The organism is Sarcina sp. DSM 11001, from assembly GCF_900101015.1.
Taxonomy (GTDB): Bacteria; Bacillota; Clostridia; order Lachnospirales; family Lachnospiraceae; genus CAG-791.
Genome location: NZ_FNFZ01000001.1, coordinates 1 through 23,481, shown reverse-complemented (window position 1 = coordinate 23,481; position 23,481 = coordinate 1). Strand labels below are relative to the sequence as shown.

The following is a 23,481-nucleotide window of genomic DNA, read 5'->3' as shown; positions in this document are numbered from 1 at the left end:
TACGTCCTTTACTCTTTAGTCATAACCCGTCTTGCAGTAGTCTTCTATAATACCCTTCCAAAAACTTCCCAGCAGTTGTACTTGAAAACCTACTATTCAGGAGTTCTCTTCCTCTATCTCTACGTATATTAGTTTCCTCCAGTTTCTGGCACACTACATTTGCCCAGTCTTCTTTACTGCTGCGTAGACTGACAAATTCTACCAAGTCTGTATAGACCATTTCTCTTGTCACACTATCAGATATGATGCAAGGCAACCCCATTGCTTGAGCTTCAACTCCCGTTACTGGAAGTCCTTCAAAAAGAGATGGAAGGAAGAACAAATCAATTGCCTGATACAAATCTTTCATATCATTCCTACTGCCCAGTAACTTCACTCTGTCTTTATGTTTCAGCTTACCAACAAATTCAGAAACATCTTTATCAAGAGGGCCGCTGCCTATCCACCAGTACTCTGCATCAGGTTCTCTTTCCGCAACTACTTCAAACACATCCAGAGCAAAGAAAGGATTCTTTTGCGCAGCCATACGACCGACAGTAGCAATAATCTTCTTATTTCCGACTTTCATATCACGTCTTATGCGTTGGCGCACAGATTCGTCAAAATGATAATTCCCTGCGTCAACGAAATTTGGAATAAATTCATAACTTGCATCACCAAACATGGCTTTAGCTGCAAGATTCGAACACGACGCATAAGCATCTGCTTGTCTAAGTAAGAACGGGAGAAAACAGGCATTTCGCTTCTCTTTTTTTGCAGTTTCTCCCAGCTTTGAATTATGGCTGTGGAGAATACGTACAGGGACATATTTTTTTGCAATCCGCATGATCGGGTAGGTCACCAACATACTGTTATCATGAATTATATCGTAATGCTCATTTTTCAAAATATCAATGCAGGCTTTAACGTGTGCAGGAAGATTCTTGACTGGTGGAAGCAAAAAAATCTTGCTCCCTGAGCTTAAAATTTCATCTTCATATGGGCTTTCTTTCTTTTTATATATAGCAAAATCCATATGAACAGAATTGTGATTAATTCTATTGAAATAGTTCATCGCATAACTGGTCACACCATTTGAAACTCTCAGATTAGGAAGTAACATTAATACTCTAATTTGATCCCTCATTCTCTTATCAGTTCCTCTCATTCTTAGCCAGCCATGTTAAAAATCACAATCGAACCTGTATACTTATTAATGTTAGCTTCTTCCTCTACATCACGCTACATATATTTCAGTATTTCTCTCTTTTTGCCAGTATTACTCGGTGTTTGCATAAAGCCAGGATCCCCATTATAGTTTCCTTCAATCATTTCAAACCCATTTTCAAGAACTGCAACATCCCAGGCAATCATTCTAGCCGAAGGGAAAACTTGAGTGGCGCGATATATATAATTAACAAGTCCTTTCCAATTCGGAACTTCAAAACCAATAACCTTTGTTTCTGTGCCCGGATGATACAAACAGTTTTCCCCGGTGATTGTCCTGCCAGCAGCCATTACCACACCGTGCTCTACATCAAGTGGATAGCCAACTCCACCGGAATGATAGTTGTCCACTTCGCTGTTTACCCCCCCTACCCGGATAGAGGCGGATAAAATGTGTGGGGTGTTGCTTCTGTCAAGAATGGTATAAACTCGCACAGTGTTAACACTCGAAGGATTCAGTTCAGACATTTTGTGGTGCTGAACTACGAACTCTTCCAGAAGAGCCTTTTGATTTATGAGATCAGTAATCGCTTCTCCCTTGTACACATGGATGCCGTGACCTGAAGACGCCGATGTCGGCTTGACCATAACCTTTGCATGTCCATCCAAAAATGCCCGAATTTCTTCCGGAGTCTTTCCTTCGCAATACATCCAATCACGATGGATAAATTCGGAGAAAGCCTCATTAAACTCTTGCTTATTCCAAAATGTCCAATAATGTGCCGGATCGTTCAGTTTCTTTTCAAATGCCTTATGTTGCCGATGCGTGTAAAACTCTGCACGTTCTCTTCCGTTCTTCTCATATATCCGAAAACCAATATACTGGTTAGGAGTAATACCGTATCGAAGATAAGCCCAAAAATAATCTATCCAGAAAACCATTTTAGGTTTTCCATAATGCTCCGCTATCGGAGCTAAAGTATGTGTTAGCCTTTTCAATCCGTTGGTATAGCTAGAAATAGCCATCGATTTTTCTCCTCAGTCCTTTAAATACTCTGTATAGTCCTTTTCAGTATCCCAAACATATGTATGCGTCTGATACTCCGCCTTTGTTTCTTCGCTTGGCATTTCCATATACTTAGGGCCATATCGAAGCGTCAGGTACTCCTCCACGCCATTCGGGACAGCTAATTGAACCTGCTCGAAAGGTACATACCTTTGGCTCGTAAATAATCGAGCCGGATAATACGCATTCTTAAACTTGGCCCTGCCAAATACATGGGCAACATCAACAGTGGACTCGTTGTTATATTTTCTGATAACTTTTAACAGATGTTTTTTTACACCACCATTAACAAAAGTTTTTGCAATCCATAAAGCAACTGCTCTTTTCCCTGTAGCCTTATACTCAGGCAAATGTGTAATCGCGCTTGCCCTAAGGAGTGTTGCATACTGATATTGTGCTTTGCGGCGATATCCTTCTGGCGCAGCATTATTTAAGCACATGATATCGACAAAAATACCTTGATGGATATTTTTTCGATTCCGATGAACTTCCTCGATATACGTAGTTCCATTCATACGAAGCTTTGAATAAAAATAGGGTAGTTCCTCAGTATTCTCAACTTGAAGATAGTATTTCTTTTTATCGAGCTTTGTCTTGCACAGTTCAATAAATCGCATATAATCCTTATATGGCATAAAAATGTCAAGATCATCATCCCAGGGGATAAAGCCACCATGCCTCATAGCGCCTAGCGCTGATCCCCCCATAAGAAAATATGTGATGCCATTTTCCTGGCAAAAATGATCAAGATCCACCATGATCTCAAGGATCTTGTCCTGCAGTTTCAGAAAACCGTATGTATCTTCAAGTTCATTACGAACGTATTTATAAGTGTTTCTCACTGTTCAGTCTCTCCCTCAAAATTGTTGAACTTATTCCATCCGTGTGATCAAGATAGACAACCTTGCAACCTACCTCTGCAAACTCCTTTTCATATTGATTCCATGAGGGAGTATCTTTCCAGTCGGAACCAACAAACACCTTATTGACATGATATTCCTTCACAGCTTTCAGCTTATCCATATCATTCTGGGGAACAACCTGGTCAACATAGCGGATGGCTCTCACTATGGCGATACGATCTGCTTCCGGAATAACAGGGAGTTTATTCTTTCTCTTCATACATAACTCATCAGTTGTAACACCAACAATAAGATAATCACATTGCTCTTTTGCCCTCTGAATGATATTCAGATGACCAATATGAAACATATCGTAGACTCCTGTTGTATAGCCAATAACCATCCTTTTAACTCCGAGTATTTTCTATTATTATTATTTATTTCTTCCGCATTACTGTCTTAAACATGAATTCCCGCAGCCAGTTCGGCGTGATTGACGACACAGTCCGTACAGCTACACTTTTTAAGTATTGAGTCTCGCTTATGAACCCGCTATTCTTCATGTACTTGAATAACGCCTTCTGACTCTTTGCATATTTCCATCCGGCACGTCGCTTATACATATCTGAACCAGCTCGCATCCAAAGCAGCGGCTCCTGCAGGTTATATCCAAGGCTCTCTTTCTGCAGCATCCGAATCCACAAGTAGTAGTCCTCTAATAGATAAAAATCTAGATATCCTCCCGCTGCTTCAACATCTGATTTTCTGTACATCACGCAGGGATGATTAAATGGATTGCGTTTCTTAGCGAAGAACTGTATTTCCTGCTGAGTCTCCGGCGGTACACGGCGGGCTTCTATCTGATCTGTAGACATCGTGAACTCTTCTACGATTCCGCTGACAATACTTACGTCAGGATGTGCCTGGAATACCTTCAGTTGTCTCTCACACCGGTCTGGTCTGCTGATATCGTCTGAATCCATACGAGCAACAAGCTCATGCTTGCAGTGTTTAATCCCAACATTCAGCGCATTTCCCAGCCCGCCGTTAGTTTCCAGTCTCACTACATGCAATGTGACCGGATGCGCAACCTGCATCTCGCAAATCACAGTATCCAGTTCTTCATTCAGTGGTCCATCACAAACAAGCACAAAATCATCAGTCGGCATGGTCTGATTCCATATGCTATCCATTGCCTGCTTCAGATACTCTGCTTTTTCTTTTGCATAAACACTCATTAAGACAGAGTAGCTGTTATCAACACCATCCATTGAAGAATCTTCTCCCCTCATTAGACCTTACTCGGCCAATTCGTCGAGGAATGCAAATTTCCCCTAAACATAGTGAAACGCTCTGAAACGAATTCCACGCTTCGGAGCAGTTATCACTCTACTTTCTCGTACCAAGTTAAGAAACTCATTTCTGACAACATTCACAGGCACTCTCAGCTTGAATCGATATCGTTGTCCGCCCTGTTCCTGTCTGGAACTATCGAAAGCACATAGCAAAAGCCGATGAGTTGGTATGTGTTTGCTACATAAACCTCTGCTCTTCTATAAGCAGAGTACTTATAGCACACATACTTAAAATCTTCGGAAGCCGCCTTGAGTTTTGTCTATTTTATCTAAATATCCTCGCTATTTTCACCATCTTTTGATCGAAATGCTTCATTTCTATAGTCCATCGCAGTGGTCTGTCCTTCTGCAATCCCTTCAGTACTCTCCGGCAAAAAAAGGATCTTCACAGTAGCAAATATTATCTTCAAGTCCTCAGCAATGCTCGGTTTTGCAATATACTGGAGATCCATCAAGAGCTTGTCCCTAGGCGTCGTATTATACTTCCCATATATCTGAGCATACCCCGTAAGCCCGGCTTTCGCCTGGAGTCTCAACGAGAATTCTGGGAACTTCTCTTCATACTGAGCTGCAATCTCCGGCCGTTCAGGGCGCGGACCCACCACGCTCATCTCTCCCTTCAAGATATTGATCAGCTGAGGGAGTTCATCAATGCGGCAAGCACGTATAAAACGGCCAATTCGTGTAATGCGCGGGTCATTCTCTCCCGCTGAAAGACGGGCTACGCCGTCTTTCTCTGCATCCATCCTCATACTTCGGAATTTCAATACGTAAAACTCTTTTCCATTTTTTGTCAGCCTCTTCTGACGGTAGAATGCGGTTCCCCCGTCACGACGGATCATCAGCGCAACAATAATCATAAGTGGAGAGAGAATGATTAGAGCAATACCGGAGGCAAGGATGTCAAACACACGTTTAATAAAGAGATACTCCGGTGCGGGATTGTAACGTTCCAGCATAAGGATAGGCAAGTGGAACAAGTGTAATGGCTGCGCGCTCTCCATTAATACGTCCCCCACCCGGGGGATAATATACGCACGGATCCCCCTTTGTACGCAGACCTTGATAATCTGGTTTCGCTCATGGCTATGTACTCCTATCAAAAAAACTGCCTCAGCCTGATCCAGATATTGATCAGGATTCTTAAAAACATCCCAGATATTCGGAGTAGCGACAACATTAAAACGTATGTCCAGCCCATAGGAATTAATCAGATCCATAAGTCCTTTTCGCATATCCCAGATAATGACTGTCCGAATCGGTTCCTGCCTCCTAAAATAGAGTGTATGCGCTCCACCAGCCCACATGGCGGACAAAAGAACCTCCACCGCCATTGACAACAATAAAGGAATAGGATTGGGAAAGTGCTTAGTAAGCAACAAAGTTACGATATAGAGGATTCCATTTGTAAAAAAAATCGCCAGTGTCTGACTGTAGACAATCTCTGAAATCCTGTTCAAGGAAATAGTGAACCCGGAGTATATCCTGCCAAACAGGATATAGAGAACCATAAACAGAGCGACAATAATCCTGTCGCCTCTTGCATAAAAAGGGGAATATAATCTCTCTGCGTAATAATAATACCAACAAAACGCAAAAGGGACAGTGATCAGGATAACATTGATCATCTTGATAAATCGAAGCCAGAGCCTGTGCCTGGTTTTATCTCTATCTTTAATAGGATAACGAACTCTAGAAGACATATATCTTCTCCTTGTATTAATAGAAGAAATTAGTCTGGCTACAACAGGGCAGCTACTGCCGGGCGGAAGTTACTACTTGCTAAATACTACACTACATCCCCGGCAATCCCCCTCTTCGGCAACGACAAAAGGCGCGATTAAAATCGCGCATCAATAAACAAAACAGGAGCTTCCATTATTACGAAGAAGCCCCTGTATTACAATTAATACAAAAGGGTTCGCCGTAACTCTTGTGTCTGACTACTGCTTGCCCTCTTAACTCCCTGAGATAGTCCTGTATTATGATGCCTGCCCTACAAAACTATTTTATGTTAATACATGATTCTATTTTATGCAAGAAAAAAATAGAAATCTCCAGGAAAGCCAGGAAATCTCTCCAGCGAAAATCTCTCCGGGCAGGGAAAACTTCCCCGCTGCACAGTTCGATTGCCTTGGCAGGTGTGTGGTTTGCAAAAGGTTTTACCGATCCCCATCAGGTCGTCATAAGACTCTGTAAAACCTACAAAATGGCAGTGCAAAAATTACATAATCCATTTTATAACGTACTTTCTTTCCCACAAAAAGTTTTGCAAAGAACTATGAGAAAGTATATGCTCTAACAAGCGGATGCAGTGGTAGAGAAAAGGACACTTCATACCCAAAATTTACTTGAAGGATCCTTCAGTTTCGCGTCCATCAAATGATTAAAAGCCTCTGGTGTTTGCTCAAAAATATTATAAATGTGAGCAGCATAATTGATATCATGAATAGAGACGCCGATATTGTACGCAAGAATTCTCTCTTTATCATTTCCGCGGCCTATAGCATTACCACTAATCACATCACTTATTTCCGCGTAATATCGGAACTTAGCAAAATTCTTAAAATGATCCACATGTCCTGTGTCATCAGCAAATACTTTATCAAAGAATAAATCGCAGTTGGTAAATCCACGTGTATGTACAGGAACAACTAAGACACCTTCTTCAAACCAATCATCAGGCGCAATATCATTCTCAAAATACGTCGCGCAAGATATAATAATATCTGACTTTTTAATACACTCTTCGATGGTATCAACAATTTGAAAATTTAGGTTTGAAAAATCTTTAAATCTCTCAGCAAATAGCTCAGCTTGATCTTTGTATCGTAACAACTTTACAGTAATATGCTTGTCTGTAACTAATGAAGCCAATATAAGCATGGTGGCTCTGGCAACATTCCCAAGACCTATCATCCCTATAGTACACCAATCTTTTTTTGCTAGATGAATTACTGAATGAGCAGCTACCGCACCCGTACGCATTGCCGTTATCCAGTTTCCATCTATCAATGCTAAAAAATTTCCAGTATCTGCATTAAAAAGCAAAATTTTACTATCTAACGAAGGTTTCCTCTGTGGATATCGGGTAACAACTTTTACGCCGCCAATTAGGCCCTGAGAATTAGGAACTAAACATGGCATTACATTACAAAAAATATTCCCTGGCATATTCATATGTGTCTTAGGAGGAAGAAATGCACTTGACTTATTGGATATCATTTCACTAACCCATTCATAGCAGTGCACTGGAGAGATTTTCAGAGAACTGACGTCCTCAAAACTAATAATCTTCATTTCATATATCCTTTCTCTCAACTAAAATACACATGTGGTTATTCATCAGCTGATCCTAATTCTGCTTTCATAGCAGCAATTAACACATCATTATCTTTTTTATCTCGTACAGCCAGTCTAAGATAGTTACGTCCATTTGTTTTCGTTGTCAGCTCCTTAATCAATAAATCATATTTGATAAGGAGGCATTTAAGCAGCTCTTTCGGAGAAATTCCCTTTTCAAGTTCTACCATTACAAAATTCGCTTGTGAAGGAATCACCCGAACACCTTTAATCTTTGATAATTCCTTTTGGAATCTTGTACGTTCTTCTCTAAATTTTAAAAGTGAATCAGTATAATCTTTCTTGTATTTTTCCTCAATTTGCATATAAAACTCACCAAAGGAGTTTATATTCCAAATCGATACATCCTTTTTCATCTTTGAGATGGTTTTTTCATCGCCAGAGGCCAGAACGCCTAAGCGCAACCCGGGAACACCATAAGATTTGGAAATGCTTTTCATTACAAATAAATGGGGGTTATCACTAAGAATAGCTTGGTTAATCAGTGTATTATCCGGCTCATCCGCAAAATCCACAAAGGATTCATCTATAACAATATGAATGCCTTTTGTTCTGCTCCAGTATATCAACCTAAGAAGATCCTTTTTGGGGATGTAATTCCCACTTGGATTATCAGGGTTAACTAATATAATATTTTGTATATCCTTTTCATTAAAATAGGCAATAATATCGTCTGCTGTATAGGAATAGTCTTCATTGTCTGGAATATAATCCACAGAGTTTTCCCTGTCATACCGATTCGGATACTCATCGAATGTTGGACGGATAAAACCGACCTTTCCATCTATGTATCCCATAAGACTCTTAATAAGTTCAGCAGCACCGTTACCTACAATGATATTTTCCTGATGTACTCCAAAGTTTTTAGCCGCAAGAAGACTATTAACCTTCATTCCGCTAGGGTACTCGGTAAGAAGAGTATCGAAATTTGCTCTCAACTCATCTTTCATTTTTGCTGGCGGGAAATAGGAATTAACAAGGTAGCAAAAATCGAGAAGCTTAGGATAACGCCAATACCCTCCATACCGACCTTGAAGTAACTTCACACGCTCATCCTCATCCGGAGTGAAAATTGATTCTGCAATATCCAGATCCTGGATATCATCAATCTCATACCAGCGCTGTCCGCTTAACCTTTTTGCTTTTATTTCAGGTTCGTCCAGCATTGTAATAACGCGCAATACCTGTTCATAATATTCATTCTGCCCAAGAGCGGACTGATATGCTTCTAAGAAAGGCACATAATGCGTTTTCGAGAAATGCCTGCTAAATTTATAGATGTTAACCGTCTTATAATATTCCTTTATTTCGTTAAATTTGAATTTCTTTCCGGGAACAAAGGCTTCGATAGTATCATCGTCACCAAGCTTTACACATGTTCCATCCATCCAGGATTCATACCTATCCACAAGCGCAAGTGTACCCCGTGGATCAAAAACAATTGCATCAAGTACTGAATCTTCGAAAATCAAATCAGACTCAAAAAGAATAGTGTCGTCTTTGCAGAGCCAATCTTTAGCAAGGGAGAGAGAATAAATATTGTTAGTCTTATCGTATATTGGGTTATTAATATACACAATTGGTGTTTGAATGTCCAATGTATTGATGTAATCAATCAGTTTCTGTCCCTCATAACCGACAACAATAACAATACGTGACAAATGATGTCTTTCAATCTGATGCAACATACGATCAATAAGCGTTACACCGTTTACCTTTACCATACACTTCGTGTTGTTTTTGGTTAATTCTTTAAGCCTTTTTCCCATTCCAGCTGCTAAAATAATTGCCTGCATAGTGGTTTCTCCTTGCTTTTCAACTCTCCGAATACACAGTCAGGACCACCAGCTCCGCTGGTGGTTTGAGTTAGCCCCTCCAGGGCATTGTTGTGATTCCGCCTAAAGGCGGTGGTTTAGCAAGCCTGTTCCATTTGTTACTGGTGGCCGCTTAAAAGCGGCTTTTCATGGCTTGCCTCAGCGGGGCTCTCCTTCCAGTCGATTCCGCTCGTATTGCTCTGCTATATATTTTGTTATTGTTGCCTCATTTACATTACCGATTGCCTGACTACGTTGGTAGGCTGACACTCCCGCCGAATACCGCTGTTTCCAAGGCAGTCCTGCTCCGGCTGTCTGTTTGCCATGTCCAAAATCTGATAGAATGGAGACGTTTCATACCGGGAAGTAACGATCTGCCGGTTTTGTCCGGCTGTTCGATATCAATCGAACAACTGGCTAAATGGCATTGCAAAGGCAGGTAACTACCTTGACAAATAGCGATTTTCTTTACTTTTCTACGATTGTTTTTCGAGTCGGAATTCCGTTTAGTCGGAAATCCTCAGGAAGTTAAGGCATTCATCTTTGAGCAGCCGGCGGAAAAGTCGCCCGAATCCCCATCTTTCTGAGATTCTCAATATATTCCATGACATCTCTATCCCCAGAAAAAGGATACACCGTATTGTTATCCGGATCTGTCAAAGCTTCATAAATCAGAGCATATTCAAACTCAAGTGTCGTATCAAATACACCGAGATCATCGGTATTAATGCTTACATGCATCTGAGGTTGCTGGCAGTCATTAGAGGGGTTCGATTCAGACCGTTTGTACCGATCCAGATGCCGGTTATTAAATCTGAAAACAGGATGTAGTCTGTAATCTCCAAATGTTCCGATCAAAACATTGGAAGAAGGATTGCATTCAATTATAATACGCTTCCTTCCAACCTCTTCCATCATTGCCTTCTGCACGGCATACATCAATGTGCGATATTCCTCTGTAACTTTGAATGTGTATGTCCTGGATCCACAGATTGCTTCCTCGATGCCATATTGATAGTAATAACACATACCTGCAATTCGCTCGTTTACCCTATAATGTTCCAATATCTCGTCAGTAGTATCTACATAGTAACGAACAATTTCATCTCCGCTCATGCGGGGAGGAACATATCTTCTCGTTTGGTATACAGAAGGATCATCTCCCCGCAACTTCATACTGTACCTGTAATCCTGCAGGTTGCATTCCCATCCATTACTATTAACAGCAGTTCCATAAATATCTCGAAACAGATGATTCGCTTCTCCAGTCAGGGAAGCTTCCAATGAATACGGTATAGTCACTCCAAGTTCCTTTGAGCGAAACAGCAGCCATACCAAATCATCCAGCCGTTCCTGCTGCGTGGTAACCACCACAAGATGCTTCTTGTGATAATGGACCTCAACATCTACTCCCAAGGCCAGTGCATGTCCGATCCTGCACCCGGAATCCAGATGCAGGAATTCCACTGCCTCGTCAATCGCACGAAGTCCTTCCACTATATCCAGAAAATCCTCTCCTGCATGAAAAGTCTTTCCAAGACGGATCGGAACAGAATCCTGCATACCATCATTAAGGGCATTCCAGTCCGTTTGCATGGCATCCAGAAATCGATAGGCTACAGCAAATACTTCCGGTCTGCACAAAAACTCATTCGAAGCGGCATCAATTCCACGTACCCTGCTCCGAAAATATGGAGAAGTGTTTAATGCATCTGCAAGCGCGCGGGCCTGTTCAATAACAGTCTGCCTAAGATTCTCATGTCGACATTGTATCATCCAAAACGAGGGGCCCCTTAAAGGTCGGTCATCACGTCTTTTGATAAAATGAAATACATAAAACCATGGCGCATTCGAAAATTGTCTCCACTCTGTGTCAGAATCAAATTCATATAAAGAACGATTCATTGCCAATGATTCTCTGCAGTCGTTAAACCGCTTTGCTGTATCATACAACTTCAAGATCCTTATATTTTCCCTGGGACTGCGATCCGGCACCATCCTCCCCTCTAAAGAAATTATCTGCTCTGCACTGAGCCTGTTGTTCAGAGCAAGACGAACAGCTTCACTGAAATAAGGTGTATAGTACCAAGTATCTCCCTTTCGATTCTGATAATGTTGGAAGTTTTTAAATCCGACCTGCATATTATTCTGAATCATTTCACTTCGAAACTTACACTGCAAAACAATATATAGATAAAACAGCTTTTTCTCAAATGCCGTGAACCCGTTTTCAGACAGACATTCCTGCATACATCTATACAGAAATGCCCGCTCCCCGATCAAGAGGCGAACACCCGAATCCGCATGTTGCTGCGCAAACTCCGGTTCAAGAGCATAGTCCAGACAGTATGAGGAATGCCCCATCACATTCAATTTCACGCCATAATCGATGCGAAGTGAACCCACAATACGCTCAAGGATATTATTTCCCCTTTCCCCCCAAAAGCTGCGGTACTCTTCCCCAAAAGCCTGCTCTCCGCTAAAAGCGAGACTTTCATGAAAAGCACTGTTCCCATGTAGAAAACCTGTGCTTCTATGATCTGTCAATCTCCTCCGACTGTCATCATTAATAAATGCATCCCTGTGTAAGCACCTGAACAATATACTCCTGAGCAAAGCAGCAAGTTCCAGAATCTCATAGAGATCCATTATTCCCTCTCTGCTGCCACGATGTATCCCATAGGTAAGGTTCCCGTCTCTGAAGCTTATCAGTTCCTTCCTAATCTGTTCCGGATAGTTCATCAACCGGCACCAGGTAATCTGAAAAGACAGTGTCCCGCCGTTCAAGTGGTTATGATTCTCTGCGATTCCTTCTCCCAATATAGTATAAAGCTCAGAGTTATCAGTTCTCAAAATAACAGGCCAGGTAAAATCTTTCCTTTTAATAAGGTTCCTGTAATCCCGGTTGACAAGAAACGCACAGACAAGCAAATCCTGTCCAATCCGCAGGTACGCATCTCTCCAGTCTAGTGCCATCCCTGTTCGGCACACAGGTACTCCTCCTTCTATCTTAAGATGCCTTCCGGAAAATGCCATAAGCGGAACAAGGAACTCACACTGTACCCTTTCCAGCCCCCCGCACCAGTCATCTGCCACCTGTTGTACATAGTCATATAACAAGCTCTGTTCATCCTCTGAAAACCCATATAAAGTAGACTCTGCGTACTCAAGGAAAAGAGTATTGTCTCTAAACACTCCAGCTTTTGAATTTTCTATACCATCTATTGATCCATCAAGCAGCTCTCGAAGAATCCTACCGGGCTCAATCTTCCTGTATAATAAGTCCAACACCCGCACATCTGTAAGCATGCCTCTTGTTCCTCATTGATTAAGCCAAATCCATAATTATCTTAACTCTATTGTAATATGCATTAGTATGTCTCGAATTTGGCCCAAAATCTCTTTTAATTCCTGAACATCGTGCTGTGCGTCTCCTTTATCAATATATGACTGCAATCGAGCCTTTTCCATCGAGAGCGGTAATGTCCATTTTTTAACTATCCCTGTCGCATTGCCCAGAGAATCATTAATAATATTTAAATCCGAATTTATATTCTCCAACAAGATCTTCAGTTTGTCTTCCACTATTGGACTAATGAAGGAATAGTCCAAAGTCTCTATAAGATTCTCGACATCGTTTTTATCCCTGGTTAATCGAGCTAAGAGCTCTTCATTTCTTTTAGCAACAGCCACATTTTTCTCTATTACTTTTCTACTATTCTTTTCCTTTTCAAAGTCAAATGCAGCATAGACCTTCTTAAGATCAATCGTTTTCTTCTCAAGCATCCCACAATTTCTGGAAATTATGGCAGTCATGATTTCTTCAAAGAGATACTCTCCTTTAAACAATTTATATCTTCTCCACATCTTTTTCTGGATAAAATCACGAAGTACTTTACAGAAGATTTCCTGTGCATCCCAATCGCAGAACAGTATCCCGGCAATCTCCTGCACCCTAAACAACGTGTGATTATCCAGTTTAGTTTCGGTAACCTTTCCGGATAGGATATTTCCTATCACATTAAGCGTCGAGGTCAGAAATTTAATATAAACATTATCATCCGATTCTTTCGAAGAATACTTAGATCCGGTCACCGCATCGAGAATCCTCAACACACATCCTTCCTCTATTTCCCCGTCTTCTGTAAACACATCAGGAAATGACCTATTCTCTGTACCAATAAGATAATTGATCAAGGGGAATTTAGGATTTTCTATCTTCCTAGATTCCATCCATTTTAGAATCATTCTTTCCTTTACATGAAGCAGATGCCTGGTATTCTGAATCGAGAAAATCGTATGCACTGCAAAAGTACAGAAATAATCTTCAGACTTTGTATGGGGATCTATTAAAATCTCAGAACTACCGTTTTTCCCTCTTCCATTGTTCTGGGCCAGCAACTTCATCAATTCTATATAAGAACCACTTCTTTGTCGTGAATTCCTAACCATAAGAGCAGACGATTCATATAAAGCAGAAGGACTGTCGTAATACTTGGCAAGCAGTTCTGTCAGTGTATAGTTCACAATATTTTCCGGCACTTGCTCAGCAATCCCTTTGAGTAGCTCAACCATTTCAATGGGCAGTTTTGTCGGAATCCATTCTGAAATAAAGTACTTTTCAAACTGGTTCAGATTGTACTCATAGGAACGAAGCTGCTTTTCCAGTTCATCCGCACACTTCAACTTATTATTAAAGACAGAAACATCCAGATCTTTTATCTCTTCCATTGAATGCAAGAAATTTAGAAGATAACCCATTCCCCGCAAAGTGGTCGGAATCATATGGTTGATATATGCAGAATGTTCTGCATAGTATATTCCTGTTTTTTTGAAAATATACGTAAGAATCTTTGCCTGAAAGTTAACATCCAGACAGGTACTTTTTCGAAGCTCCCATGTATATGATTTGTCCGGCAGTAGTTTTTCTCTTTCACCTTTTGTTGTCCCGCTAATCAGGTCTAGATCTTCTGATTCATCCTCGTAGTAACCAAGCAAAATAACCAACGATTGCTTGATGAAGTCTTCAAATTCCGGAAGGTAGATTCTGTGCCTCACAGGAACCAGCTTGGAAAAATGCTTTCCTGCAGTCTCATACACCACATTACTGGAAATAGATGTCCGCTCCATCCCAAATCGAAACTTTTCTGCAAAATGTTGAGTAAACACTATCCGCAGCATCTCGAGGTCTGTCGCCATCAAAATGATGACATTGGGAATCGTTAAATATCTACGGATGTCTTCCAGCACATCATATGCTTTCTGAATCTGGCAATCAGTATCATCAATCGGTATAACGAGAAATTGATTATTTTTCTTATAATCGGAGCCTTTGCCTGAGGAGCAAAATTCCAGAGCCATGTCTACAAGTTCATAGAAATCCAGCTCGAGTACAGCGCTGTCGCTGATCTTCTGTATTTCCGCCAATGAACTGACAATTCCGTCACCCTTTACAGCCCGAATTCCACTCATACAGGCACTGGCTTTCTGAAGAAGAGCATTCTTCGCCTGTTCCCGATCTTTTGGAATCCTGTGAAAATCCATACAACTGTTCCACTCTTCTTCCGTAGCAAATAGAATGCGAGCCAAAACCGTATTCAATATATTCTGCTTTTCCTCCAGGGCAGTAGGATCTATTGGATTCAACACAAAAAACCTGGCCGAAGAAAGAGATTCTTCTTTTGACACAGAAACAGCATCAGAAAGGAATTCCGTAAAAGAAAGCATGGTGCTGGTCTTTCCAGCACCACGTCTTCCTGAAAACGCAAAAATATTCTGCGGTGAACGATAGAGAATATTATTCTTTTGTGATTCACTTGTCTCCGGTTTGTTCAGTTTCCTTCGCACAGGCCCAGTCTGTTTGATATATACACCCAAAGCATCAAGTGCTTTCCGATAACACTGCTCCATTATGCCATGCTTTGCAAAAGACCTGCCGACGTCTTCAATGACTATTTCGATTTCCTGTCCATGAATAAAACTTACCTGCACGATATTATTGCTCATCGTTCTGTCTCCCCGTCTTTTTGAATGCAAGATAATCCCTTATGCAAGATATATAATAAGCTCTACGTAAAGACTCCTCTACATACTTTAATAATTCCTCATAAAAAACCGCTCTGTTTTCCTCTGTCTGCTCCGGTCGTTTCAAGGATAAATCCCAGTCGGAGAACTTCTGACCAATTGAATAAATCTGGAGAAGGCGCTGTTTATCCTCCTTTAGGTTCTTTAAGCATTTCAAGTCTTGGTTCTTTGGTATATTATCTATCGCAAAGCAATGATCCTGTAAATAATCGATAAAACCACTAATCTCCCCCTGTAGAAAAGGTTCTTTTAATCCACATGTTCGCTCAAGCATGGAAAAAGCCGGAATAAAGACAGAATAACGCATTGGCAGGACATATGTGGCCAGTTCACCCGCTTTCAAGATCGTACGAATCGTACAGTCCTCCATATTACCTTCAATATTCAAGGTGAGCTGTCCCTCATCCATCAATCCGTACATATAACCTATGCCGGGAATATCCTTTACCCCATATTTCTCGATCAATTGCAGATATTTTCCCAAAGTAATGTTATCATACCCTGTTGATCTGCTATCAAATATCTTTCTGCCTGTCTTGCATTGATATGCATCATACTCCCCATCCATTCCGACATCGTAGAATATATCCTGAACATATCGATACGGCAAGGAAAGTGAATCCTCTTCCATGTCATCTGTGTGACCATCCTCAACAATTGGCTGAAAAGAAACTGTACTGTTCTCCTGATTAAAAATCAGCCTCCCAATGGAGACTCGTGAAAGCATCTGTTTTAAACACCTGACAAACTGATGATCCTGACTTATGGTATTAATCAACGCAACAATTTCAAACACGAAGCGCTCGCCTCCCGCGAAATTGGCTGCCACCTTTTCATAGTCACTGGACAGGAGTACCCTTACCAGGTCATTATCATCTAAGTGCATCTTCTCCCTAAGAAAATCAGCGAGAGCAATGGTAGAATATAAAAATGTCACAAGCTGTCCACGAGAACGTATCAGCTCCTTTTCTTCAGTTTCCAGAGCCAGCAACTCCGTCATACGTTTATAGACAGCAAAAGTTCCCAAATAATCGGACAAATCCCGACATAATGAATCAAAACTGTCAAAAGGAATGTCCCCAAACAAAGTTAGCCCCGTACAAATCTCTTTCTGCGGATACCTTTCCCTGGAGTATCGAATTCGTATCGTATCTAGTATGCTCTCTCTCTCATAGCGCGCAAACAACTTCTGCCTAAAGCCCATATATGCAAACGATCCTTCTGCACCCGTTGGCATTTCTTTCTCCCAGGATAAACTGCCAATGGGCAACGTAATGGAAAGGACATAACTTGTATTGGCTACTCCGCATCTCTGAATATAGTGAGAAAACTCCTTAGAGAGGCTTCGCAGCTCCTTTAGCGACAGACGCTGTGCCGCAAGCAGCTGGTAGTCTGAAGAAATCAGAACTCCTTCCGCATTCTGGGCGAACACATAAATCAAAATCGACTTTCTCAGTTCATGAAGAACAGTCTCTTTCTCAAACTGACTTTCTGTTTTGGATAAATAATAAAGAACTATCCCTTCAAGAGAATTAATCAGCCTCAGGATACTCCTTCCATGAAGAAGTATATCATCGCATATGAGGATCCTCGGAAATTCCCCTCTTAGCAGGTAATAATATACGATATTCTTTCCGGATAACAAAAAAGCAGTATTAGACATAATCCCTTTCTGCAAATACTGTTCATTATTCTCCGCCTGGATACTTTTTTTCATAGCAAAATGTAGATTGAACATCCTTCTTGCCATGAGGACTTTATACTCTGCTGGACTGTTCCATATGTTGTTAAAAAAAGTTTTTAGTTTTTCGGCTGTGTTTCCATCAAACTCTGCTCCCGAAAACTTTATAGCCCAATCGTTCAACTGCATCGCACTAACCTGTCCTTCAATTATGTTATCGTGGAGCGATAACATATACTCACGTATTTAACTCTTCGTTTTATCGCCAAATCAACGATCACACTCAGACATACATCTTAAAACATCAGAAATAAAAAAAAATTTAAATAATTGTACACTTTTAAATGCAAATCGTCAAACTTTATCCGCTGAAGCTCATCGATATAAAAATCGATTCACATGACCCTCGATTCCCAAACTTTTTAGCCATCAAATAGAGCCCTCAACACTCCAACGTATGATCAACTTAACGTTTTAATAGTCCTGGTCCACATATTTGCCCCTTGGGTACAGCCTCCGCAATTACTTTGAAAAACTCTGAAACCCTCTTTTCTGAGTCCCCTGATCGATTTCCTCTTTTGACAGACATAATACCATCAGAAATATGGCAAAAGCACATCTTCACTGGTACCATATGCTGTCTATTTATTAAAGTTCTCTTTCAGTCAACGAGCTCATACGTCGTTTCAATACGAGTAACCCGCATATTTACTGGGTTTTTAAAGTAACACGGGGAAAAATGTAACTTTTAGTGGAACTTTTATGCAAAGTTCTCATCCAAAGTAATCATAGTTTATTATATGACGGGATTTATATAAATTTTAACCGCGTTCATGTTTTATTCATATTCCAGACACATTGGTGTAACGGTGTCAGGCTCCAACGTCCCGAAGCCGGTCCATCCTCTTGTTTCGGACATGCTCAAAGGCAGTATTAAATCACAGATCAGCCAGCTTGTCCCTGCGGTCAGTAACATAGTCATCAAATAGGAAATGTGATCCAGCCAGTATTCCTTCAGTTTTCCGTTCTTAAAATACCGGTTGAATAGAACCCGGGGACATAGAAGGCAGTTGGCGGCAAATACTAAAAATAACCATTGCCAGTGCTATTCTAAATACTCCCATCACCCTGCAAAGCACAAAATCAGGACTATGTTGGCGATAGTTTCCTGGTCTTTATTTGCTGTCCAGCCAGATTTCCAATTCTTTTCACTTCTATTCTATCCTGAATTTCCTGCAGCAGAAGAGTCGATTCATATCATAGTCTGCAGGTCCAATAACAGGCAGGATTTCATCAGGGTAGTCCTCGCCTTTAATCACCGTAACAGAGAAACCGGCATCAGCCAGCAGGTGATCTGCCTTCAGACCGAAAAGCCTCTTATGGTCATTTTGTCCGTAACGGGAAAGGCGCATCTCATCGGTCTTAATGCCTTCATCTTCGTCCAGAGTTTCTACTTTCGGGTCCATCGGGAAGGAACAGATGAAAAGGCCGTCTGGTCTCAGGATGCGGTGTATCTCTTTCAAGGCTTTTCTGAAATCATCCACGTGCTCCAGGACATGGTTCGCGATAATCAGATCATAGGATTCGTCCGGCAGCCCTGTCTTCTGAATATCCAGGGTAAGATCCGCTTTTTGAAACAGATCTGCTGTGGTGCACTTTACTCTGTTTCTTTTCATCCACAGCATCATATTTGGTTCCGGAGCAAAGTATAGAATCGTCGATGATCGGAGGAGTTCAGTATGTTTTTCACACCAGGCCGCAAGAATCCGGTGTCTTGGCATAGAACCGCAAAACGGGCACAGGACAGATTGATCAATGTTTATATATCTTTTGGGATCATATCTATCCGGCCGGTTTAAAAAGGGGCCCTCCTTAAACTCACGGAATTTCATGCCACAACATGGACAGAAACATTTTGTCTGCTCAGGATGAGATACCATATCCACTTTATATCGCATTCTCCGGGATAAACGTCTTGTCCTGTTACGCAATCCCCACAGTGGAGAGTGAGAAAGCCTCTTTCTCAAATCATACAGCCGGTAACCCTCATGCAGCCCCAAGAGGTGGATGACACAGTTAAGCCTGGATTGCTGCCCTACATTCTGAGAGATGTACCTTTCCAGTTCTCTCCTTGACATCTTCAGCCCGAGCGTTTCAATTATTGCATCCAGCTTCTCATTGTAAGAAATACCTTTAACATCCATGAAAACGATCTTCAGATATGTTCGGGTGATATAATGAGAGAATGATTCTTTATATTCTGTGTCGATCACATTCTGCCCAATGTTTGAAACAATGTGTGGAATCGACAGCAGTAATATCTTCTGTTTTTCAAAATATTCTCTGGTGTTTTTCTTCTCATAAAGGGTATTCATTATAGAGACAGGAGTCTTTATATGGACATGGAGGGGCTTCCCTATATATGCTATTGTATCCGCTCTGTTGAGAAGACAGGGAAAACCATATACATCCTCATGGAGAGAAATGCCAACAGGGAAAACGGATTCTGAAAACAGCTCACGTTTAAACCACCGGAGCCAGTAGTTCACTGGTATTTTTACACCGTTAAAATAATCTGCCAGGACTTGTCCGGCCTCCATAATCCCGGAATAGGGCGATTTGGAATAATAACCTTCCCGGATCGTCTGAAACTCGTAAATATCAGCTTCATTGTTCTCCATAAACTGAAGTATTGTTTTATAAGCACCTTCAAGAAGATAATCATCCGCATCCAGAAAGGTGATGTAACTTCCAGTGGAATTCTTTACTCCCGTCCATCTGCCCTGTGCAAGCCCTCTGTTTTCCTGCTCAATGATCCTGATTTCCGGAAATCTGTTCTGGTATTCATGCATGATCTCTGATGTACCGTCTGTAGATCCATCATTCACAAGAACGATTTCCATAGAACTAATATCCTGAGAAAGGACCGAATCAAGGCATTTTCTCAAGTGGTCTTCTCCATTATAGACTGAAATACAGACTGATACCAAAGGTCTTACAGTACTTTTTTCTTCACGGAAAGCCATATTTTTGTTCTCATCTGTCATTGTCAACTACCTTCCGGCAAGGCTTTTCATTTTTCTAACAAATAAAGAGTAATATTCTGCTCCCACTACAATCATCAGGAAATACGCCCGCACCGTCTCTCCTGACAATTATTCTGACATACAAGGCTGGCTTAGTTCAAACGACCCCCTCATACAGCAGCTTTTCTCCAATGTGTACCGGGTGAACGCCCGGCTGCTTGTTTTTGTTGAAATTGAAGCTTAGCATATAACCTGTAGAAAGGCCGAAATAATCAAGATACTCACTGATCTGTTTCTCTCCTTCGGCATTATAGCGCGGCCCGCGCCATATCTTCAGTTCTATAATATACTGCTGCCCCAGATAATCGACAATAACATCCGTTCTGGTCTGATCTCTGGTTTGGGCTTCAATATAATAATTACCTGTGCCATTAATGATTGGCTTCAGATAGAGCAGGAAATGCTCTCTTCCGTCTTTCTCCTTGAATCTTTCCTCCAGTGGTCCAAAAATCTCTGTAAATGTGGCAATGAAATGCTCCATGATCAGCCGCATATTGAGTTTTCCATCCTGCACAAACAGATTCTTTGCCAAATCACCTTCCCTGGAAAAAACATTGTTTTTCAGTTCTTCTTCTGACAGGAAGAGGTTGTACAGCATCGTCTCAAAGATTCTGTTGGCCACACGAACCGTGTTATGGTCGTTCCTGATCAGTCCGTACATTTGCATCCGGAGTATTTCATCCTGCTGGGCATTGTATGCAAGTTTTGTTCCCTCCATCAGGATACTGCGAATAGCGGTTTTTAATTCAGGGCAGTTGTTCAGATTCTTTGTCAATGATTGGAACAGTGTATTGTTTTCCGCCAGGAGAAGTTTGATCGCTTCATCAAAGCCGATTCCGGACCATGCGGCATCCATCCCGAGTTTGCGGCTGACCTGCTCATCAATCAGCTGGCAGATCCTGCTTACCAGGAAAGGATATCCATTCGTGTATTCCCGAATAAGCTGCGCGATGGCTGCCATGTTCATCCCGGAATGATGGTCTGCTTCGTATTCGTCCAGCATACCTTTGATGCCGGACTCCGAGAGGCTCATATCAATATCAAAGTCTGCCGCGATGTTCCAAGGGCTGTTGACCTTATGCCGGTCTTCCTCTCTGATCTTTCCTTTCAGATGTTTCACATCTGTCACTCCGGCCAGAATAACAGACTGAAAAGTCTTTGTTCTTGGATTCTTTTCCCTCTTAAGATACAGAGAACGAAGCTGCGCGAGAAAATCAAGAAAAACCTGATTATTGGCGGCGGTATCTACCTCGTCAATGATAAGTACGATCGATTTTTCTTCCTCTTTAAACCAACTTCGAAAAACCCGGAACAGATCATCCATTTTGACTTCCGTGGTTTTTTTCTCATTTAAAGCCTGAAGTTTCTCCTTGATATTCTCCGGCAGCACCAGATCATCAAACTCAGAGGCGTCCAGCAAAATCCTGGCAAAAGCTTTAGAGAACTCCCCGCCATTTATAAAACTGCCGTACTCAATATCCTGGAAGTCAAGACTGATAACAATATACTGCCCCCGGAGTACTCGACAGAGGGCATCAATCGTTGTTGTCTTCCCGTACTGTCTGGCGCGGTTAATGGTAAAATACTTGCCGGAATCGACAAGTTTTTTGATCTCAGTCACTCTTTCGGAGAGATCGACCATATAATGCTTTTCCGGTATGCATACCGCTGTCGTATTAAATGTTTTCAAGCAATATCCCCCTGCTCCCAGCTTCCCGGTGTTATCACATCCGCTTTAATCTTTTCTGATTATAGCAAAAAGCAGATGCTTTCACACCTGCTTTTTCCATTTGTAATTTGAGGGTTGTTCTTTGACGAATCCCAAATAATCGGGTGACAATTCCGTCCTGACCTGTATTTTTACTGTTTTATAAATTTTTCAATCCGGCAAGTGTGTGTCTTCATCTTTTCATCGTAGGAAATCCCGACAAACAGGAGATTGCCCTGATAATGCTTGAGAGAATCGTAATACTACCTGTCCCTTATCTGCCGAAGTGCGCTCCCGGCACTGTCATTTCGTTTCAGTTCAATGATCAGTGCCGGATCTCCAGTATAAAAAGGGATAAGAACGACATCGGCAAAGCCTTTTCCGGAAGTCATTTCCCTGATCACAGTATAGCGGTTCAGGGCATAGATGTAAGCAAGATAAACAGCGCTCTGCAGTGCGTCCTCGTTATTATAGCTCCTGTTGCTTGTTACATGTATGTGAGAGATGTCCAGCGCCCTTGCTACACTACAGCTTCTTCATCCATGTTCAGCGTATCGGACAACAGCTGTCTGGAGGACTGGATAATATCTGATGTTACAGCGTATTCGGCTTCCGTCTCAATTGCATTAGACCACTCCCCGCGAACTTCCCGGTTCGGAATCCGGCAGGTGCTGTCCTTCATGTCGTAGGCGAGATATCCGAGATGGATCAGGAAGGTGAAAAGATCATCCTTTGTATGAAATGAAGACATCGTATTCAGAAAACGTGTCACATTCACTTCTACACCTTCCCCTGCCAGCATTGATATTACGGCATCTTTTGTCCCGGCAAAATTCTGCCGGATCCTGTCAGATATGGCTTCAGACCGTTTAATAAAGATAAATATTCTTCAAACAGAGGAGCGGCGGCTTCTTCTCTTACAAGCACATCATATTCATCGATCAAAATAATGAATGTTTCTCCTGTCGCAGCATAAACATTGAGGATGCTTTCGCCAAGTGTATCTTCCTGCTCTTGGAACAGTAGTGTGTAAATCCGAGAAAGGAGAATGTCTCCGGTCTTGTTCCTCTCTTCGCGCAGTTCTGCTCCGCAAATCTCCCGAACTCTATCAGACGGCTCTTCTCTTCCTCAAGACTCAGTCCAAAGTTTCCCATCCTACGTTTCAGTTGCTCATAGAACCACTCCGCTTCATTCTTGTGCTGGAATGTCGCCACAAAGTCATCAGCGTACACCACGAGCCCGCTGTATCCTTTCAGTAATGGCTGTATCCTCTCCTTGAACCACCATATCAGCACGTAGTGCATGTACAGGTTTGCAATTATCGGAGAACAGACCG

General features: G+C 41.7%; 16 protein-coding genes. All 16 read right to left on the bottom strand.

The annotated features are described in order from the left end of the window. Nucleotides 1-19: 19 nt before the first annotated feature. The gene (locus BLT02_RS00085) at nucleotides 20-1,126 is read right to left on the bottom strand and encodes a glycosyltransferase (protein ID WP_175453604.1); all 1,107 of its coding nucleotides are present in this window, start codon (nucleotides 1,124-1,126) and stop codon (nucleotides 20-22) included. A 95-nt stretch (nucleotides 1,127-1,221) separates the two neighbouring features. Then, on the bottom strand, nucleotides 1,222-2,172 hold the full coding sequence (locus tag BLT02_RS00080) for a sugar-transfer associated ATP-grasp domain-containing protein (RefSeq protein ID WP_092990821.1): 951 nt from the start codon (nucleotides 2,170-2,172) through the stop codon (nucleotides 1,222-1,224). A 12-nt stretch (nucleotides 2,173-2,184) separates the two neighbouring features. Then, nucleotides 2,185-3,054: a LicD family protein gene (locus tag BLT02_RS00075; RefSeq protein WP_092990820.1), complete on the bottom strand. Its 870-nt coding sequence runs from the start codon at nucleotides 3,052-3,054 to the stop codon at nucleotides 2,185-2,187. Continuing rightward, complete coding sequence (locus tag BLT02_RS00070; RefSeq protein WP_092990819.1) at nucleotides 3,038-3,457, bottom strand: FAD synthase family protein; 420 nt, start codon at nucleotides 3,455-3,457, stop codon at nucleotides 3,038-3,040. The genes BLT02_RS00075 and BLT02_RS00070 overlap by 17 nt, the downstream gene beginning before the upstream one ends. A gap of 34 nt (nucleotides 3,458-3,491) precedes the next feature. Further along, entirely contained in the window at nucleotides 3,492-4,325 is an 834-nt protein-coding gene (locus tag BLT02_RS00065) for a glycosyltransferase (protein ID WP_092990818.1), read from the bottom strand. A 353-nt stretch (nucleotides 4,326-4,678) separates the two neighbouring features. Continuing rightward, nucleotides 4,679-6,112 (bottom strand): exopolysaccharide biosynthesis polyprenyl glycosylphosphotransferase, encoded by a 1,434-nt coding sequence (locus tag BLT02_RS00060; RefSeq protein ID WP_092990817.1) that lies wholly within the window; start codon nucleotides 6,110-6,112, stop codon nucleotides 4,679-4,681. A gap of 631 nt (nucleotides 6,113-6,743) precedes the next feature. Continuing rightward, nucleotides 6,744-7,709 (bottom strand): ornithine cyclodeaminase, encoded by a 966-nt coding sequence (locus tag BLT02_RS00050; RefSeq protein WP_092990815.1) that lies wholly within the window; start codon nucleotides 7,707-7,709, stop codon nucleotides 6,744-6,746. A gap of 38 nt (nucleotides 7,710-7,747) precedes the next feature. After that, nucleotides 7,748-9,568 (bottom strand): aminotransferase class I/II-fold pyridoxal phosphate-dependent enzyme, encoded by a 1,821-nt coding sequence (locus BLT02_RS00045; protein ID WP_092990814.1) that lies wholly within the window; start codon nucleotides 9,566-9,568, stop codon nucleotides 7,748-7,750. A 555-nt stretch (nucleotides 9,569-10,123) separates the two neighbouring features. Next, complete coding sequence (locus BLT02_RS00040; protein ID WP_092990813.1) at nucleotides 10,124-12,895, bottom strand: amidohydrolase family protein; 2,772 nt, start codon at nucleotides 12,893-12,895, stop codon at nucleotides 10,124-10,126. A gap of 36 nt (nucleotides 12,896-12,931) precedes the next feature. Next, nucleotides 12,932-15,592, bottom strand: a complete 2,661-nt coding sequence (locus tag BLT02_RS00035; RefSeq protein ID WP_092990812.1) for a P-loop NTPase family protein — start codon at nucleotides 15,590-15,592, stop codon at nucleotides 12,932-12,934. Next, complete coding sequence (locus BLT02_RS00030) at nucleotides 15,582-17,540, bottom strand: hypothetical protein (RefSeq protein ID WP_139187331.1); 1,959 nt, start codon at nucleotides 17,538-17,540, stop codon at nucleotides 15,582-15,584. Before BLT02_RS00030 ends, BLT02_RS00035 begins: the two co-directional genes overlap by 11 nt. A gap of 1,025 nt (nucleotides 17,541-18,565) precedes the next feature. Beyond that, entirely contained in the window at nucleotides 18,566-20,377 is a 1,812-nt protein-coding gene (locus BLT02_RS00025) for a glycosyltransferase (protein ID WP_278277361.1), read from the bottom strand. 157 nt (nucleotides 20,378-20,534) lie between these two features. Beyond that, nucleotides 20,535-22,127, bottom strand: coding sequence for a P-loop NTPase family protein (locus BLT02_RS00020; protein WP_092990809.1), 1,593 nt, complete (start codon nucleotides 22,125-22,127; stop codon nucleotides 20,535-20,537). Nucleotides 22,128-22,665: 538 nt separating this feature from the next. Then, complete coding sequence (locus tag BLT02_RS00010; RefSeq protein WP_139187329.1) at nucleotides 22,666-22,923, bottom strand: hypothetical protein; 258 nt, start codon at nucleotides 22,921-22,923, stop codon at nucleotides 22,666-22,668. Nucleotides 22,924-22,952: 29 nt separating this feature from the next. Further along, nucleotides 22,953-23,090, bottom strand: a complete 138-nt coding sequence (locus tag BLT02_RS17000) for a hypothetical protein (RefSeq protein WP_175453602.1) — start codon at nucleotides 23,088-23,090, stop codon at nucleotides 22,953-22,955. Further along, nucleotides 23,087-23,481: reverse transcriptase domain-containing protein (locus BLT02_RS00005; RefSeq protein WP_242869644.1), on the bottom strand; the 395-nt coding region annotated here is incomplete at its 5' end. The genes BLT02_RS17000 and BLT02_RS00005, both read right to left, overlap by 4 nt.